The sequence below is a fragment of the Paenibacillus sp. RUD330 genome (assembly GCF_002243345.2).
Classification (GTDB): Bacteria; Bacillota; Bacilli; order Paenibacillales; family Paenibacillaceae; genus Paenibacillus_O.
Map to the genome: position 1 here is coordinate 5,042,465 of NZ_CP022655.2, position 18,906 is coordinate 5,061,370.

The 18,906-nt window shown below is 56.0% G+C and carries 10 protein-coding genes; all 10 read right to left on the minus strand.

Annotation, left to right across the window (positions count from 1 at the left end; genetic code table 11):
* Positions 1-133 precede the first annotated feature (133 nt).
* Positions 134-1,339, minus strand: coding sequence for a methionine adenosyltransferase (metK, locus tag CIC07_RS22895; protein WP_048746372.1), 1,206 nt, complete (start codon positions 1,337-1,339; stop codon positions 134-136).
* A 189-nt stretch (positions 1,340-1,528) separates the two neighbouring features.
* Positions 1,529-1,798 (minus strand): alpha/beta-type small acid-soluble spore protein, encoded by a 270-nt coding sequence (locus CIC07_RS22900; RefSeq protein ID WP_076357803.1) that lies wholly within the window; start codon positions 1,796-1,798, stop codon positions 1,529-1,531.
* 318 nt (positions 1,799-2,116) lie between these two features.
* On the minus strand, positions 2,117-2,776 hold the full coding sequence (locus tag CIC07_RS25245; protein ID WP_175619195.1) for a hypothetical protein: 660 nt from the start codon (positions 2,774-2,776) through the stop codon (positions 2,117-2,119).
* 176 nt (positions 2,777-2,952) lie between these two features.
* Positions 2,953-5,268: a hypothetical protein gene (locus CIC07_RS22915; protein WP_139334434.1), complete on the minus strand. Its 2,316-nt coding sequence runs from the start codon at positions 5,266-5,268 to the stop codon at positions 2,953-2,955.
* A gap of 459 nt (positions 5,269-5,727) precedes the next feature.
* On the minus strand, positions 5,728-8,532 hold the full coding sequence (locus CIC07_RS22920) for an S-layer homology domain-containing protein (protein ID WP_076357801.1): 2,805 nt from the start codon (positions 8,530-8,532) through the stop codon (positions 5,728-5,730).
* A gap of 618 nt (positions 8,533-9,150) precedes the next feature.
* Entirely contained in the window at positions 9,151-13,203 is a 4,053-nt protein-coding gene (locus tag CIC07_RS22925) for an S-layer homology domain-containing protein (RefSeq protein WP_139334433.1), read from the minus strand.
* A gap of 184 nt (positions 13,204-13,387) precedes the next feature.
* Positions 13,388-14,509 carry a glycosyltransferase family 4 protein gene (locus tag CIC07_RS22930; protein ID WP_048745211.1) on the minus strand — a complete coding sequence of 374 codons (1,122 nt, stop codon included), beginning with the start codon at positions 14,507-14,509 and terminating at the stop codon, positions 13,388-13,390.
* Positions 14,510-14,632: 123 nt separating this feature from the next.
* Positions 14,633-15,334 (minus strand): WecB/TagA/CpsF family glycosyltransferase, encoded by a 702-nt coding sequence (locus CIC07_RS22935; RefSeq protein ID WP_234992990.1) that lies wholly within the window; start codon positions 15,332-15,334, stop codon positions 14,633-14,635.
* 188 nt (positions 15,335-15,522) lie between these two features.
* The gene (gene csaB, locus CIC07_RS22940) at positions 15,523-16,683 is read right to left on the minus strand and encodes a polysaccharide pyruvyl transferase CsaB (RefSeq protein WP_076357799.1); all 1,161 of its coding nucleotides are present in this window, start codon (positions 16,681-16,683) and stop codon (positions 15,523-15,525) included.
* Complete coding sequence (locus CIC07_RS22945; protein WP_094248269.1) at positions 16,676-18,823, minus strand: DUF5693 family protein; 2,148 nt, start codon at positions 18,821-18,823, stop codon at positions 16,676-16,678. The genes csaB and CIC07_RS22945 overlap by 8 nt, the downstream gene beginning before the upstream one ends.
* Between the last annotated feature and the right edge of the window lie 83 nt (positions 18,824-18,906).

Sequence of the window (18,906 nt, forward strand, 5' to 3'; positions counted from 1 at the left end):
CCTATGGGCAGCCTTCATCTATGTCCGTGTTCCGGTTCCTAAGCGGCTCAAGCAGGTTGCGCATCAAGTACGGAACGATAACTTGAACGCAAAAAACCTCCGCTCAGGCTGAGCGGAGGTTGTCGGAAACATGCTATACGAGTGCGGCTTCCTGCTGAAGCAGAGCGGCTTTGTCCACGCGCTCCCAAGGCAGGTCGATGTCCGTACGGCCGAAGTGGCCGTATGCAGCCGTTTTTCCGTAGATCGGACGGCGCAGGTCCAGCATCTTGATGATGCCTGCAGGACGAAGGTCGAAGTTGGAGCGGATCAGCTCGACGAGCTTTTCCTCTTCCACCTTGCCGGTGCCGTACGTGTCCACGTTGATGGAGACCGGATTGGCTACGCCGATAGCGTAGGCCAGCTGGATCTCGCATTTGTCGGCCAGGCCGGCTGCAACGATGTTCTTCGCCACGTAACGGGCCGCGTATGCCGCGGAACGGTCGACTTTCGTCGGATCCTTGCCCGAGAACGCGCCGCCGCCATGGCGGGCGTAGCCGCCGTAGGTGTCGACGATGATTTTGCGGCCGGTGAGGCCGGCATCGCCTTGAGGTCCGCCGATGACGAAGCGGCCCGTCGGGTTGATGAAATATTTCGTGTCTCCATCGATCAGCTCCTGAGGAACGACCGGAGCGATGACATGCTCGCGGATATCCTTCTGGATCTGCTCAAGGGAGATCGCTTCGTCATGCTGGGTCGAGACAACGATCGTGTCTACGCGGACTGGCTTGCCGTCCTGGTATTCGATCGTTACTTGCGTTTTGCCGTCCGGACGAAGGTATTCCAGCGTGCCGTTCTTGCGAACTTCCGCCAGGCGGCGGGCAATGCGGTGGGACAGCGCGATCGGAAGCGGCATCAGCTCAGGCGTTTCGTTCGTTGCAAAACCGAACATGAGGCCTTGGTCGCCTGCTCCGATGTCTTCGTTTTCTTGCTGGATGTCCTTGCCTTCGCGGGTTTCGATCGCGGCGTTGACGCCTTGGGCGATATCGGCCGACTGCTCGTTGAGAGAAGTCAGAACCGCGCAGGTGCTGGAGTCAAAGCCGAACTTGGCGCGCGTATATCCAATTTCCTTGATGGTGCGGCGCGCGATTGCGGAGATATCCACGTAGTCTGCACGGCTGCTGATCTCGCCGATAACGAGCACAAGGCCCGTCGCTACGGATACTTCACAGGCAACGCGGGCATAGGGATCCACTTCAAGGAAAGCGTCGAGAACTGCGTCAGAAATCTGGTCGCATATTTTATCGGGATGGCCTTCCGTTACGGATTCCGAAGTAAACAGGTGTCTTCCTTTAAGGGACAAGCTGATCGACCTCCTAGAACCATATAATGAGAAAAGTCCTGAACAAAAAATCAACCTTTTCCCATTGGAAAAGGTCGTTAGACAACTCTTCTAGGACACTATAATAGCGGAACTGTCGCATAGTGTCAATGGACGGCAATCCTTGGTAGTTTTTGGAGAATCTCCTTTGGACCGCGTCGCCATGCGATTTTAGAGTCCGTAGAGGGATTGCTCGGCCTTGGCGACGAGACGCTTCGTAATCTCGCCTCCCACCGATCCCGCCTGGCGCGTTGCCAGGGAAGACCAATGCACCGTCGGCTGCGAGCTGTGCCCGGCCTCGCCGAGCTCTCCGGCGAATTCTGTATCTCCCGCTCCGGGAGCCGGAACGGAGTACAAGCCAAGCTCTCCGGCAATTTCGTATTTCATCTGATTGAGGATCTCCTTGCTTGCAGGCACGACAACGCGGTTGGATCTAGCCATGATCTAAGCACCTCCAGTAGAATTGGATAAGGATGTGCCTATAGAATGCCTCCGGCCCGGAGGCGCTAAGCTTCGAACATATTGTCACTGGGGGAAAAAAATAACTATTCGCGATAGTTCGCAAATAGTTAAGGAGACTTGGATATCCATGGATTCGGATTGGATTTCATTTCTATGGATTTTCTATAAGCAGCCATTTGTTTAATTGAATTCAAATTAGTCGGCTAGCCACCTTAGGGGCCATCCTCCTAATCGCCTATTAAGCCATTATGCCATTACGCCATTAAGCCATTCCGCCATTACGCATTTTTATAGGATCTACGGCTGCATCTTGATTTCATAACTGCCTTTGACCATGACCGTCAGCCCTGTCTTCATGCCGGGTGCGCTCGAAACGCCTCTTCCTCCCCGTGGAAACAGGATCAAATGGTTTTGCGGCACAGCAGCCCCCGACTTGATGTCGATGCCGTCCGTTACGTCCGCGATGCCGTTGCTGTCCGGGCTGTAGGCGACCGCTTTGCCTGCCCGCACCACCACTTCCGCTCCATCGGCGGCGATCAGCGTTTTGCCTACCGGCACGTTGATGACCTTGATTCCGCCATCATCCTCCGAGCCGCCATCCGAGCCGCCTCCGCTTGGTTTCGCCGTCGGCTTCGGCGTCGTTGTCGCCGTGGGAGTTGCTGTCGGGGTAGGAGTAGGGGTCGGCGTTGCCGTAGGTGTGCTCCCACCCGAACCGCCAGTGCCGAACCCCAGCTCGGCCAGTCTTTGGTCGACATAACTTTTCGTTACGACCGGATCTTCAGCCGTACCGGGAACCACTGCGGCAGAAGAACCGGCGGCGCCGGTCGATGCGGCCGCGGATGCATCTCCTCCGAGTGAGTTGGCCAAGGTCGTCCAGTGCGTCCCCGTCCATACGCCGGCCGCAAGCGTCAAGGTCAGCGTTGTCCACTTCAAGCCTTTTGTCCCTTTGTTGCCCATGCCTGTTCTGTCTCCTTCCATCTCTTCTCTTTATATGTAGTCGTTCGTCTTCATGCAAGACCCCTTCAATAATCTACCACTCTACTATAATTCGATTCCATTGTCTATCATTCGACTCTGGCCGAACAGTAGAAAGCCGCGCCGGCTAGAAGTGCCGGCGCGGCTAGAATCGACGTTTACTTATCAATCAGGAACCAGGAATACTGCTTGGATGCAATGAGTATTTTTGAATCTTGGAAGACGTCATAGATATTAAGCTTGTATTTGCTGTTGGTTTGAATTTTAGACTGGATCTCCGGATCGCTGAACAGGATATTGAAGTCCAGGTCGCTTCCTTCCTTCAATACATCGTCCTGCGAGCCTTGAACGCCAACCCCGAGCTGATACGTCTTGCTGAGAGCCAGCTTGCCGGCATCTTGATTGACAACCTCGACGACGAGCTTATGCGTGCCCGCTACCGCCTCGTATTGGGAATCCCTCAGAAGCGAGTAGTTCGTCTGCAGCTTTAATCCATCAATCGCATAAGCATCTTTTACATTATAGAACAGTCCAATTTTTGAAAGAGACAGCATATAGGCGCCGATTCTAAGCTGCTTAAGATCGGTCGTGGCGACATCAGTCACCGATCCGGCTAGCGAATAGGCGGCCGGACGGACGATGATGCCGCTTGCCGTTTCGCTGCCGGTTGAGCTGCCTCCCGATCCGGTCGAGCTACCTCCAGTCGATCCGCTTCCATCCCCGCTGGCAGGAGGAGGAGTCGAGGTTGCAGCGGAAATAGCTTCCCCAAGCACAAGCTGATAGTCCGTGACTTCAAAGGATCTTGGCAGCGTTGCCCAAGCCGCAATCAGCGCCTTGCCTTCCGGACTGATCCGCTCCTTCAGCTCGGAAAACTGAACGGGTACAGAGGAGCCGTTCCTGTCAATCAGATATGCGCCAAGCTTGGCGATCTGGGAAGCACGGGCTTCTTTGTTGACGGCTTCAATCTCCAAGTAGAACGTTTGGCTGCTTTCTAATTTATAGATAGCCGCACGTTTGACGTTGATCGAGGCTTTCTTTCCGGAAGCGCTGATTTCATACGGCGTATCCACATTGCCTACCGGAACTTCAGACAGCTGCTGCCCCGTGAACTGATAGAGCATCTTGCCAGGTTTGTCGGCCACAGGTTCCGTGCTGACGAAGGAAATTTGCTGAATGGCGGTGCTATAAGGTATTTCCGTATATACAACCGCTTCATAAGAAGCGCCTGGTGCGAGCGTGACCGTCTGATCAAGGGTTACGGCTTTCTGCTCGGCTCCTACCTTAACCCCATTGATCATGAAGTAACCGCCCAGCGCCGGCACTTGCTTGGTAAGGCTTGAAGTGTTGGATATGCTCAGCTTCGCCATCAACACATCCTGATCTTGAGTCGGCATGCGGTTGATGCTCTTCAATTGAATGCTGTAATCATGATAACTGAACGCAGATCCGAGACCGCCTTCCTGAGAAGCCGTTTCCAAGGAGTAGGAACCGACCACATACGATTTCTCCTTCTCCGTCGCGGCCGATTTCATGAGAAGCTGAGAACCGGCGATGCTTGCACCAGCAGGAACCGTTCCGCCAAGACTGAGCGTTTTGGCAACGCCGGGAAGAAGTGAAGCATTTTCCTCCTTCGTATACGTCAATGCGTAGCTTGTCCCTTTGTCAGTCAGCAGGAAAAAGTCGTAAGCGCCCGATGCTGCGGCAGTTCCGGAATTGGTCATGCTGAACTCGAGCGACAGGCTCTGACCGTTCGTATCCTGGTTCACGAATACTTGGCCGGTCTTCGTGCTGACCGGCTGGCCATCCATGTAAACGGTGCGAGGCTGTCCTGCAACGGAAGGAGCCTGGGTCTTCAACGCCGGCAAGCTGAAAATTCCCGCGGGCAGCTTGACCTTGCTCGCCTCGTCATTGAGAGAAAGGACGATCGAAAGAGGCTTGCTGACAACAGCTGCCGGAACCGTTGAACGCAAAGTGATGATTTTTCTCTCCTGAGGTTGTATAGTCATGGCTTCGAGTCCAGGAGAGGACACGTTGTACACGGACATGCTTTCGGTCTGGAGATTGAAGTTCATCTTGGACAGATCGATAACCTGTTGGCCTACATTCTCGAGCAGATAGTTGATTGTGACGTAACCGCTGTCCTTGTCCTTTGTAATGAAAGCTTGCTTGACCGCACCTTTGAGTTTTCCACTGCCGTACAGCATCACGCCTGGCTGGTAGGCCGCCACCTTGTCGGTCGCCTGTGCCGGATATGAGATGGATCCAAGAACTCTTTCGTAATTGGCAGCCGAGAAGTCCCATTTCACAATCTGAAAGGAAAGATCGTTCAGCTTGGAAGCCGAATCGACTATGGCGTAATAGGTTATGTATTGAGTTGTATTGGCCGGAACCGATACTTTCTCCTTGTCTCCTTCAATGACCGTTGCTTTGAAGGATTTGCCCGATTTGCTCTTCACCTTCACCCAATAGTCCATCAGATCCAGGGATTTGGAGCTCCCGTTTGTTATCGCGACCGTATATGCGAGCACTTTGCCTTTATCCTGCATGAGGAAGTGAGCATCCCGTACGCTCAAGTAGCTGTTTCCTCCAAGCGCTACGGATTGTCCGGCCAGAGTTGCCGTCTTCGCTGCCGCATCCACTCGAGGAATTGATAGCAAAGGTCCGTTTCCTTGCATAAGCAGCCCTGCAGCTGTCAAGCTGATTGCCCCTCGGATCCACCATTTCGATTGCACCAGTCTATTCCTCCCATTTCCATATAGTAGTTTAGACGCCTTGAGTCATGTGTTTGTTTCATGAGAAATCCACTTTTTTCATCGCCAGTCCCGTAATTAAAAAAGCAATGATGCAAATCCGGACGGATTTGCATCATTGCGAGTTAAAAAAAAGCCAGACAGGGATAACCCTGCCTGACTTTTTTCCGAGCTTCATTTCGATTAGTTAACCGAGATGATCGTCGTAGCTACGAGGCCGTTGGAAGTGATGTAAGTCAGCGTTGCTTGACCTACAGCTACTTTCGTGATAGCGCCAGCCGTCGTTACTTTGAAGATTTTGTCGTTGCTGGAGTAGAATTTGCCGTTGCCGTTGATTACAACTCCGTATTGGTCTTTAACAACCGGTTGTGGAGCTGTAGCCGCTGCATCGTACTCAGCATCGTCGAAGGCAACCGTAGCTGCGATCGGAGCGTCTTCGGATACTGTTACTTCTTGTTTGGCGACTTCAGTGCCGTTCAGGAAGGCAGTGATCGTGGACTTGCCGGCTTTAACGCCTTGGAATTTGTTCGAAGCAACACGTGCCAGGATGGATGGCGTGGAGCTCGTGATTTCAAGGGCGTCGCCTTTGTCTTTCAGGACAACTTGTGCGCCGCTAGCCGTTTTACCGATCAGCGTAGCCGATTTTTGGTAGCTTGCAGCCGATGCGCCGGAAGCGTATGCCGTTCCGCCGTATACCGTGCCTACAGCGTCGATTTCATACGTTTTGATCGCGTCGGATTCAACCACGGATACGGAGAAGACGTAAGGAGCTGCGTCTTTAACCGGGGAAGTGATGCGAACTTGAGCGGATCCGGCTTTGACAGCCGTCAGAACGCCAGTGTCGCTCAGAGTTACGACGCCGTTGCTAGCGTTAACCAGCTCAAGGCCGTAAGTGCCTTCCGTTGCCGTGAACGTACGTCCGTATTGGTCAACCAGGACGATGTTCTCAGCTTTGACGCCTTTGGATGCGCCGAGTTCAAGCGTCGTAGGCAGCTTTTGGATGCCGTTGACAGCAACCGTCGTTTTTGCTTTGTTGACGGTGATGCTCAGCGTGTTAGGCAGTCCGCCTGGAGTCGTAGGACGCGTGATGATGTAGCCAGCGCCTTCGGTGTTGGATTTAAATTTGAAGACCAGTTCGCCTTTAGCGTTGACGCGCGGATATCCCGTTTCCAGGCCCGGAGTAACGCTGAAGTCCAGTTGGCTAACTTTCAGAGCCGTTCCTTTGATTTCGTTGCCGTACGTATCGGCAGCAACGAACGGGAAGGCAACTTCTTCGCCAGCGACGATCAGCTTGTTAGGCTGGCCGAGCTCGATGGATTTAACGACTGCAGCGCCGTTAACCGTCAGGCTGAGGGAAGCGCTAGCGCCAGCTTTGGTCATGTTCGTAACCGTGATGAATACTGTGCCTTCTTTTTTAGCCGTGAACGTGATCACGCCGTCCGTATCAACGTTGAATGCGTCGATGATGGACAGATCGCTAACGAAGAAGAGCAGGCCGTTGATGTCGATGCTTTTGTTTCCAGTCGTAGCGCCGAAGCTGTAGTTGCCAGCTTTGAGCTTAACCGTTTTGCCTTCAGCGTCTTTCAGCGTCAGAGGCAGAACGAGACCTTCGTCGCCAGCGGATACGCGGGCTTGGTCTTTCAGTGGAGCTACTTGGCCGAGAACTACGGAAGTAGCCGTGCTGCCCGTCGTTACTTTCAGGACTTTGTTGACTGTCAGTCCTGCAGCCGGGTAAACAGCGGATACGGATACGGAATCACCCTCGAGGGAGATAGGACCGTTCGTCAGCGTGTCGCCGTTTTTGATTTCGTTCTTAACGTTGATGGCGCCGCCGTTCACTTTCAGGCTCGTTCCGCGGGTCGTGTTGACAGCGGTAACGATGTACGTGCTGGAAGCAACCGTGATTTCCTCTTTGAACTGGTTGTAGACTTTAACGCCTGCGTCTACGTTATCGCCCAGTTGAAGAGCCGTGTTCGTGATGTCGATCGAGGACGCTACTGCTGCTACGATCTTGACAGGGAACGAAGCATCCGTGCCTTTAACCGTCAGCGTGTAGTCGCCTGCTGGCAGGTAAGCCGCGGACAGAACAGCGGATTTGCTGTCGTCTGCGTATTTAGCCGTTACAGGGAACGTCGACAGGTTGGATTTCAGCGTGTAGCCGCCTTCCATGTACGTTTGCTCCGTAGCGGACAGAGCGCGGCTGAATTTAACCGTGATCGATTTAGCGCCCGTTTGAGCTGCTTCAGTAGCTTTAACAGCTTGAAGCGTTACTTCTACGGAGTAAGTTTTGCCGTTGTACGTAACGTCTACTTTCGTTGCTTGACCAGCTACGAGCGCAGTCGTCAGAGCTTGTTTTACCACTTGGCCGTCGGAGAAAGTAACCTCGATGTTCTTCTCGTCGACAGCAACAGCGGATTTAACGGAAACAGCGGATGCGTTGGAAAGATCATAAGCTGCTTCGAATACTTGGCCGCGGGTAGCTGCTACTTTGTAAGAAGCTTGTTGGTCGATCAGACCAGCTTCGATAGCTGCTGCCACGTAGCCTTTTGCCCATGCGCTAACGGCGCCGGATACGGCAGCGTCGGCTTTAGGAGTCAGGCCAGCGGATTCAACGATGATTTTAGCAACTTGCTCAACCGTTACGTTTTGCGTAGGGCCGAACAGGTTGTTGCCGAGACCGTTGACGATGCCGGCTTTCGTTACAGCGCCGATGTAGCCTTTAGCCCAGTAGTTGGCAGCTACGTCTTTGTATTTCGAGGAAGCAGCGTCTTCGCCAAGGCCTTGAAGCAGCGCTACGACTTTGGAAATCTCAGCACGCGTGATGTTTTTGTCGAGGCCAGCGGAACCGCCTGGGTAGCCTTCAACGATACCTGCTGCTTTGAGTGCGTCGAACTTCTGTTGCGTCGTCAGTTCAGCCGCGAATGCGGAGCTTGCGAATACGGAAGTTACGAGTGCGCCTGTAACGACCAGAGATAAACTTTTCTTCATAACCTTTTGTTCTCCTCCTCTAACTTGCTTAAGTAAATGAGAGTGTTCTGTGGAACTATGAGTGCTCTTCTTACTCATCTGTTGTGTCACCCCCTTCCCAGAGTGTGGGAGCCATATAATATAGAAAAAGGTCTGCTTCATGTATAGACACGTGTAGGAACATGCCGCAGAAACTCGTAAAAACAAGTAGAAAAAAATGGAAAGCTGTCAAACCACTAAATCATTATACAATGGCCTGATAGAACCAGTAAAGAGAAACATGTGAATATGTTTCCATATCAATAGAAACCATTCGGCCTTGGAGATATCCAGCATCCCCGCATCGATCCAGGTTTCAAGCCTTTGCTCTTTGCGACTCCAGATACTTAAACGCAGGGCTTTCGCAAAAGTTGCGACTTCCGGAATTTTTTTTGAAAATAACCTTGTCTTGCTGCTATGTATTGCCTTTGTTCGTAGGTTTTGGCTGCAAGCCTAGTATAACTTGGATAACCGCTCCTCGTCGACTCGAAACTTTTTCCATCTCTCGATTTTTGTCGATTCCGGATAAGTCTGTCATTTTTGACAGAAGTGCCTGGAAAATCCACATTTCCAGGCACATTCCATTCTTTTGAATGAGGATTAATTGATTTTCGGAAGCCGTTTCAGGCTGACCAGCACTTTGCCCAGAATAATGGAGGAATCGGAACGAAGCAGGTTCGCTTGCGGTTCGAATACGCTGCCTTTCTTCGGATCGCTGGAATCGACCGGCGAGCCCTGGATATAGCCTTTCTGGTAAATAGCCAGAACCGAAGCGCGGGCGTAGTAATCGATCTTGCCGTAATCCTTGAAAGCCTTTTGGAGCGCCTTCTCGATTTTTGCCGGATCCGTCTCCAGCTTGAGCTTGAGCGCGCGGGCGAGAATAACCGAGGCATCCTCGCGCGTCAGGTTGCCCGTAGGCTCGAACACCTTCGGAGCCTTGCCGCGGATGTAGCCTTCGTTGAAGGCCGTTTCGATGTAGCGGTAATCCCACAGCGCCGTGCTCTCGACTCCCACGTCATTGAAGAGCCGCTTGCTTGGATCGGTATTGTAGTTGAGGCGGATGGACATCGCCTTCACCATCATCGTCGCGAATTCGCCGCGCGAAGTGTACAGGCTCGCGCCGAACTCGTCGTTGCCGGCGGCATTGATGAAGCCTTTGGCATACATCGCTTCCATATAGTTTCGTGCATACGGATGGGACGTGACGTCCAGATAGGAATATTTCATCTGTCCGACCACGTAGTAGCCGAACTCCGAGAACGGCACGGTTACCGTGTGCTTCTTGGTGTCGACGACGCCGCCGAGGTTCACCCATTCCGGCTTCTTCGGATCGAAGTGGAAGACCGTAATGAACGTGCCGTTGGCGTCAACAATGTTGGAATCATAACTCAGCGTCAGCGTCGCTTCCTTGGATGTGACCAGCTCGCGGTTCGCAGGACGGTCCGTGTAGGAAGGCACGTCGGCGGTCGGATACTGGTACGGATCGATGCCATACTTAAGAGGATCATAGACGTTGTCGGTCTGCGGATTGTCCGCAAGTCCCGCATCGATCCAGAACACCTTGCCCGCTTTGTTGAAGTTGGGGGAGAAGGTATTGTCGAACATGTTGCCCAGGCTCTCCAGAATCAGATCGAAGTTGGCCGGAGCCTGCTCGAATTCATGCCGATCGATGACGCCGTCGGATGGATTGGCGATGCCGAACAGCAGGCGATGCCCGGTGAACACTTGGTTCTTGAGCTTCTCCGGCACGTTGTAGTCGCGGCGGATGAGCGTCGTCGACTTAGGGAAGGCAAGCGTCAGTTCGCCTTCGAATACTTTGTGGGAGCTCTTCATTTCTTCCATGTAACCGGCGCCCGGAATATTGGTCGGAGCATAAGTCACCACGATCGTATCGCTGGTCGTATCGTTGTCGTTGGCGATCGTGAACTTGAGCTTGTTCTCGCCAGCCTTGAGTCCGGATACCATGACCCGATAGGCGGTCGTATAATCGATGGTGCCGTCATTGTCGGCGTCGTAGGCGATCTTTTCAGCGACCTGCTTGCCTACCGTGACGGTCTTGGCATTAGGAGCGTCGATGACGATCTCCACGTAGTTCTGGTTGACGATGCGCTTGGACGTGAGCGGACGCAGAATCTTGTACGGCAGAGCCGTAGGATCCACCTCCAGGCGGTAGCTGGCGCGAGCGCCGGCTTCGCCGTTGTTGTAGACATAGAAGTTGTAAACGCTCGATGTGCCGTCCTTGCTGAGATATTGATCGGTCAGAACCCATGAGAGGCTCTGCGTCTTCAAGTCATAGGTGACGGTAAGCTTCGGCTGCTTGTCCCCTTGCTTGTCGATGGCCCCGATCGTCTTGTTTTCGTTCAGGACGCTCACCGTCTGCTGGTCCTTCGGCAATGCCGCATCGTTGACGACACGCAGCTCGTTGCTGAGAGTCCAGACAATCGGCTTGGACAGCGTGCTGCCGTCGATCTTCAAAATATAGTTGGAGCTGGTGTTGTCTTTAACAATGTTTTCAAGATTGCTTTGGGCTTCGTAGATCGTTGTCCCCAAATCGATAAAGTCAAAGGTGCCGTAAATGTTCATGTACGGTTCCTTGGTCGTGTAGACGCTGCCTTGCTTGGGGAAATTGGGATCATTCGCAAGCGGCGAAACCAATTCGCTGCTGTATGGATAGATGCTGTCCGGAGAGTAAGGAATCTTCGGCAAATTGATTTGTCTCAATAAAATGGTGATGGAATTCTCATAGTTGTTTTTGCCGCCCTTGTATACGAAGCGAAGCGTGAACGCCCCTCCCGCCTTCATAACGGATGCGGCTGTCGCGATGCCCTTTTCGGTCGCAGCGAAGTTGTTGTCGCTAGCATTTTTGGCAATTTCGATTGGCGTATTGTTGATGTACAGGAACATCGTTTGGGCTTTGCCGTCAACCGGGCTGTAGCGTATCTCCGACATGTCGTTCAGATTGCTCAACGTCGCATCGAAATTTTTCAGCTTATTCTGGATGATGTCGTTCAATTGGGTAGACTTGGTCGTGTCATAGGGAATATCCATTGTATCGTAGATGCTGGAGTATTGAAGGAACGGTCCAAAAAGCATATTGAAGGTGACCGAGCCGGCGTCGTTGTCGCCCAGCTTGAAGAACAGCGTCTGAGTGCCTTCGAAAGGCAGCTTCTTCACCTCGAGCACGATGCGGGTAAAGGTTTTGTTCACTCCGCCGATCGTGCGGGTAACCGTGGAGGTATCGACGATATTCAAGTCTGCGGTGTTGATTGTGCCGCTTTTCCCATTGATATCAAGCACCTTATTGATCGTCAAGGGTTCCTGCGAGTAGTTGCCGATCAGCAATTCCATGGCGACAGGAGTGTCGTACAGGCTCGCTCCCGAGAGCGGCTTGCTCGCGAGGTTGAGGTCGGCCGTCGTTTTATAACCCGGAATATAGTTGAATTCGCTGATGAACGGAGCTCCGGCATCCCGAAGCGTGAACTTCAGGTTGTAGACGCCCTGCGTCTCTCCCGCCACCGTATTCATGGCTTCCAGATTGAGATTGTAGGCTCGGTCGAACAAGTATGCATCGGACTTCAGCTTGTCCAGGCCGATGCTGAAGGTATAAATGTAGAAGGCATCTTCCGGAGAATAAGAGTCCTTCGTTACCGTAGGAGTGGCATCAAATCCGCCTGCAGGAAGCTTCGCTCCGTCCAGACTCGGAAAAATCTTGATTGCTTCCGATGGGTTCGGATTGGGAACGGTTTTGCCGTCCACGATCTTTTTGTTGTTCGGAACGATGAGCGTACCTGTAAGGGTAGCTTTCGGAAGGTCTGCTTTGGCTATGGAGAAGTTCGGAGAATACTCCAATGCCGCGCTGCTGATGCCATCGTTCAGGTTGACGTCGTAGAACGTCACATCACCGTTGTAGAAAGCGATCTCGCGTGTCGTCTCGATCGTCTGGTTGTTGTTGGTCACCTTGATGGTAGCCAGGTTCTTTCCTTTTTTGATCGTCAAAGGAGAGATCGTGAATTCGTAATTGTTGGAGGCCGACACATTATAAGTCCGGCTGGAGCCGTTGACCTCGATCGTCACTTTGGATGCATTGGGCGCGTTGCCCGTAATCGCGATGTCAGCGGAAGTTCTGCCGCGCGAAGCGCCGGATTGAACGACGGTCGTTCCGTTCTCTTTCATCGGGAACGTGCTGCCATCCAAGCGGGCGGTGAGATTATAGAAGACCGGACCGTCATGGTACATGACATAGATCGACGTCGAGACCTCGGCGCCGCCCTGGAGGCCTTTGAATGTAATCCGGTTCAGCCCGGAATAGAGCTGCACGTTGTTCACCGTAAGGTTGTAGCCGGACAGGTAGATGCCGCCCTTCACCCCTTCGGTCTTGGCGCCCGTTTCATCGTCCGTCGGGTCGTCGGTGCCTTTGAAGTTGACGACTTGAATGACGCTGTACGTAATGCTGGAAGGATCGATGTTGCTGATCGAGCCTTCAAGGCTGATCTTGCCGTTCGTCGTGATGCGGGGGCTTTTGGGACTGCTGCTTTCCTTGGCAAACGTGAAGTACCCCGTCGCGGCGGCGCTGGCCGTCTGCGCGGGAAGAGCCGGCATCAGCTGCAGGACCAGGGCCAGCAGCAGGAACATTGCGCTGAATCGTTTTAACACGGGAAGCCTCCTCCATACTCTTTCGGTGTTAGTTGGTGTAGGTTGTTTATCGGAAGAAAGCTGGTAAATTGTTAGGATATTGAGCCCTGGCAGGAAAGTATTATTATAATGTAGATAAATTTTTGGTAAATAAAAAAAGAGCTTCTCCTTCCGGAGAAGGACAAGCTCTTTGATGGCGGAGTCTTTATTTGCCGCGCTCGTGATGCGGCTTCATGCGCATGCGCGCCAGCAGGTTCAGCAGCGGCCGCTTCGTCTTGTCGACGATGCCGATGAGCTCGGCGCCGATCTGCATCGCGAACACCAGCAGGCTGATGACGACGAAGGTGACCCAGTTGGCTGCGTGGGACTGCACCACGATGGACTGCACGATCGCGCAGGCGCCGAAGAAAGCCGCTACGCCGTAAATGATCAATACCGTTTTGCGGTGGCTGAAGCCGAGCTCCCGCAGGCAGTGATGCAGATGCCCCTTGTCGGGAGCGAAGATCGGCCGCTTGTTGACCCAGCGGCGGATGATGGCGAAGAACGTGTCCGCCATCGGCACCCCGATGATCAGGAGCGGCGTTACGAAGGATACGATCGTGACTTGCTTGAAGCCGATCATGGACAGCGTCGCCAGGCTGAAGCCGAGGAACAGCGAGCCGGAGTCGCCCATGAATATTTTAGCCGGATGGAAGTTGAACACCAGGAAGCCCAGGATGCCTCCGAGCAGCAGGCTGCTCATCAGGATGATCGGCTCGAAGCCGAGGAAGCAGGCCATGATGAGGATCGTGCCGATCGCGATGCCCGACACTCCCGCCGCCAGACCGTCGAGGCCGTCGATCAGGTTGATCGCATTGGTCACGCCGACGATCCAGAAGATCGTCAGCGGGATGCTGAGCCAGGAGGAGATCTCCTGCATGTCCTGGCCGAACGGAATGTTCAGCAGGTCGATCTTCACGTCGAAGCCGAAGACGACGACGCAAGCCGCCACGAGCTGGAACATCAGCTTCACCTTGGCCGACAGCTCGAACCGGTCGTCGAGAGCGCCGGTCAGCACGATGATCGTGCCGCCCGCCAGCATCGCGCGGATCAGATTCGTATCGTAGGCGCTCAGCAGCCCTTCCGGAATGAACGGAAGCAGCAGGAAGAACGAACCGATAAAGGCGAGATAGATCGCCAGGCCTCCCAGCCGCGGCATGATGCGCGTATGGACCTTGCGGGCATTCGGCTTGTCGATGGCGCCGATCTTGAACGCGAAGCGCTTGACGAGCGGCGTCAGCGAGACGGCCAGGATCAGAGCGACTGCGAAACCGACGATATAAGTCATTGTGGCATTCACTGGAAATTCAACTCCCCTTCATTACACCGGAATGAATTATAACCCGTTCGAAAAAGAAACTCCAACCCCAATATCAGGGCATTTCGCGCAAATTACGGCGAATTGACGCTTCTAGTAAGGTTTTGTCACCTTTTCCTTCTCCCGAATCACTCTCAGAGCGAATTGCGGCAGAACGAGCATTCTCCGGAACCGCGAAGGCTGCTGCAGAAGGCGGTAAAACCATTCCAGGCGCAGCTTCTGCATGAATACCGGAGCTCTCTTCAAACGGCCGGCGATAATATCGAAGCTTCCTCCGACTCCCATGATGAGAGGCACTCCAAGCTCCTGCTTGTAGCGGGCGATCCAAGGCTCCTGCGTAGAGGCGGAACGGGCCACGTACAGCATATCCGGAGAAACCGCCCTGATCCGGGCGATGACCTCGGCGTCCTCCTGCTCCCCGAAATAGCCATGATGCGTTCCCGCGATGGTCACGCCCGGGTATTGCGCCTTCAGGCGCGCTGCGGCCTCATCGATGACTTCCTGCGTCGTGCCGAGCAGATAGGCGGACCAGCCGCGCTCCTCGCCTTCCAGGAACAGGCGGCGCATCAGATCGAAGCCCGGCACCCTTTCCCGGACCGGCTGCCCCACGTACCCGGCGGCCCAGACGACGCCCGCGCCGTCCGGAACGACAAGCTCGGCTTCCCGCAGCATCCGGTGGAAGGCGGGATCCTCGAGCCCCATCATGACCATGATGGGATTCGCCGTGACGACCTGGCAAGGCTGCCCTCTTTCAATAACGTTCGTAAGATACTCCACGGTTTCGTCCATACCCATGCGGGAAAAAGGAACGCCGTAAATCGAAACCTTCGGAACGGTCCGCGCCTCCAGCCAGGCGGAAGCCTCGGAAGCGTCCCCGATCGCGTCCGCCAATGCTTCGGCGGCATCTTCCGGCGCATTCGCGGCCTCGGCCGCTTGCTTGGACGGGTCTATAAAGTCTTTTGTAGTCGACATGGGTCGAACGGTCACCTCTTCGTTTCCTGACGCAGGTACTGGACAATATGTTGCGCCGGCTTGCGGGCCTCCTGCTGGAGCTTGTCGATCGCAGCCGCCTTCTCCGCTCTCCAGCCGTCTCCGCCATCCAGAAGCCGCTCGGCGGCATCCGCGAAGGCGGCGGCGTCCATGGCTTCCGTCGTGGCGATCGGGCCATCGCCGAGGCGGGCCAGAAACTGGTCGATTTTCGGATCATAGCTCAGGCCGAGCATCGGCACACGGCGGCCGGCCGCGTAGATGAGCGCGTGCAGGCGCATGCCGAGCAGCATGTCGCAGCGGCTGACCTCCAGCAGCATCGCCTGGGGGTCGTCGCCCGGGGCGGCGAGCTCGGCGGAGCTGCCGGCGCCGAGCGTCCCGAGCCGTTCCATGACCTGGCGGGATGCCTCCGCATCCGCCGGGGTGTGGAACGGGAGGAAGCGCAGGCGCACGGGCCGGCGCCGCGCAAGCTCCGCCAGCGCCTCCGCCGCGCGGTCCAGGTCGGCTCCGTCCTTGCGCCAATGGCGCAAGGATACGCCGACGACCGGCGCGCCGGCCGCCGCGGCGGAGCCGCCGCCTGCCGCTGCCTGCGAGCCTTGCGGCAGCGGCAGGCCCATGACCGGATCGGGCACGACATCGATCCGCTCATGCGGCACGCCCATCCGCGACAGCAGCGCCGCGGATTCGTCGTCGCGCACGGATACGTACGCGCTGCGGGCCATCACATGCCGGATGAGGCCGTCCATCCGGCGGTTCAGCACAGGGCCGATGCCCTGCGCGTAGATGAACACCGGCTTGCCGAGCAGCTGGGCCAGCTTGATGATTCCCGTATAGTAGGGAATCGTCTTGCCGCCCGTCACGTCCTGCAGCAGGCTGCCGCCGCCGCTGATGAGGCCGTCGCAGCCGGCGATGACCCTCAGCAGCTCAAGCGGCTTCATGCGATGCGCCGCCTTGACGCCGTACATCTCCGCCGTCCACGCCGGGTCTCCGGAGAGCACGACAGGATCGATTTCCACGCCCTGGGCTTCTCCCTCGGCGCGAAGGGCGAGCAGGATCGACTTCAGAACCGCTTCGTCGCCGCTGTTGCGGAAGCCGTAATAGCCGGAGATGACGATCTTCTTGCGGATCGGGGAGACAGAACCTGCGGTGTCAGCCATTGGCAGCTCTCTCCCGCGGCCAGAATTTCCGTACGAGCCATTCCCCGATCTGCCATACGGCGATCAGGATCAGGCCGATGACGACTCCGATGCCGAGCCCCAGCAGGATGCGGATCAAGGAAATGTGGATCGGCGTATGGATGTGCGCGAACGTGTCGACCATGGACAGCTGGCCCATGGAACCTACAATTAGCAATACCCAGGCGGCGCGGTAGCGAAGCGCCAGGAACAATCCCAGCAGCATGAGCGGATGCGCGAGGAGGAACTCCTTCGTGCGCGGACGAACGCCGAACGTCGTCTCCAGCACGTTGCGGAACATCAGCTCCAGCGACGAAGCCGTTCCGGAATTGCCCGTGCGCGACAGATAGTACAGCCCGGCAGCGCCGATGACGGCGACCGCGACGCACCACAGAATCGTGATTTGCAGCCCGAGCACCCGCCGCAGGCTGAGCCAGGCCGACTGGCCCGTGAACAGGAACAGGTAGACGGCGGTCAAGCCGATCGGCGCCAGATGGAGCAGGCTTACGCCGCGGAACTGCTCCAGCACGAGGCTGTAAGTCATGCTGTTGAGCAGCCCGATCACGATCGGGATGGCCAGCATGCTGATCAGCGAGGCGACGGCCAGAATGCTCAGCGCCATCGTCAGGCGCCGGCCGGCCGAGAGGCCGCGGAACACCCAGCGGGTGCCGGCTTGTCCGAGCCCTCCCAGCATGCCGCTCCAAGGCGACAGCTGGAACGAGCGGTCCGCGCCTTCGCCGGCCGCGGAAGCCCAATCGCCTCCGACCGGCCGCCGCTGCCCTTCCGTATGGGAGCGGATCCGGTTGATCGCCCAGATCATCGCCAGCGTCGGAGCGCTGATTGCGGCGCCGAGCGCCAATCCCTGCTCCATGAGAGAGCTGTTCAGGACATACAGCCCGGCGCTGCCGGCGAGGCCGAGCAGGAAGGCGATCAAGGCCAGGCCGTTGAAGAAGGCTCCGGCAAGCAGCGCGATCAGGCTGACCGCCCCGAGGGCGACGACCGCTTTGAGCGCCTTCATCCAGCTTGGATAGGAACGCTCGAACGCATGGGCTTCGCCGGAAGGGAACCCGAACGAATCCAGCTTGGCGATCGCTCCGTCCGGCCCGTCAAGCGACTTGTAGAGATTGTCCATCGGATCCGTGACCGTCCCTTTTTCCAGGTTGGCGGAAGGAGCCGCGTTGAGGTAGAACATGCGGATGTTGCGGTCTTTGGCCGCAAGCAGGAAGCGGTCGGCGATGACGTCCGGCTTCAGGGCGGCGGCGTCTTTGTCCGAGAGGGAATAAAGCCGCGTAACGTTATAGTGCGTCAGATAGGCCAGCGTATTCAGGCCCGACTGGGGTTTTTTGAGATTTTCGATGGCGGTGATGCCGATTCCGTACTCATTGAGCTTCTGGGCAAAATGAGTCAACGACTTGGCGGCCGCCTGATCGGCGAAGCCGGTGACCGCTGCGCCGTCGAACAGGATGCGGGTGACGCCGAGGCTCTTGAATCCGGCAAGCAGCGCATCCACGCGCTCCGGATCGTAAGGAATCCGGTCCGACAGACGCGGCAGCAGGCGGAAGCCGGCGTCATGCAGCTCCGTCAGCGCGAGCGGATCGGGAGCCATCGACTTCAGCACCGCTCCGGCCATCGGCGTCTCCAGCACGAGGCCGCGCTTGCCTTCTAGCTCCCACGGGCGCACGGCGATGCCGTCGCTTGTGAAGCGTTCGGTGATCATCGGCTCCAGAGCCGCCTGCTCCCTGGCTCCTTCAAACAGCAGGTACGTGTAGTTCTGCCCGGCAGGCGATGGCTTGCCCTGCAGCAGCGCCGCTTCCGCCTCGCTGTACAAGCCCAGCCTTCCCGCGTTCTCCAGCTCGTCCAGCCGGCTCTCGAACACCGAAAGCGTGCCGACGCCATGCGACTTCAGCTTTTGAAGCTCGCTCTTGATATAGTCGACCGGACGGCTTTGATAGGACGCCACCAGCACGAGATCCGAATAATCGAACACGTACTCGACCTGCTTGGAGGTCTTTTCCATCTGCCACCGGTTAGCCCCGATGGGAATTGCCGCGATGACGCCGATCAGCGCCAGCACCCACATGATCCTGCGGGCCGCGCGGTTCCACTGCTGCCACTTCAACACGTTCCAGTTCGCCCCTTATCCACTCATACTTGAAAAGCCGGGCAGGGCGGGTAGACATCACCCGCCCTGCGGCCCTTCACTGA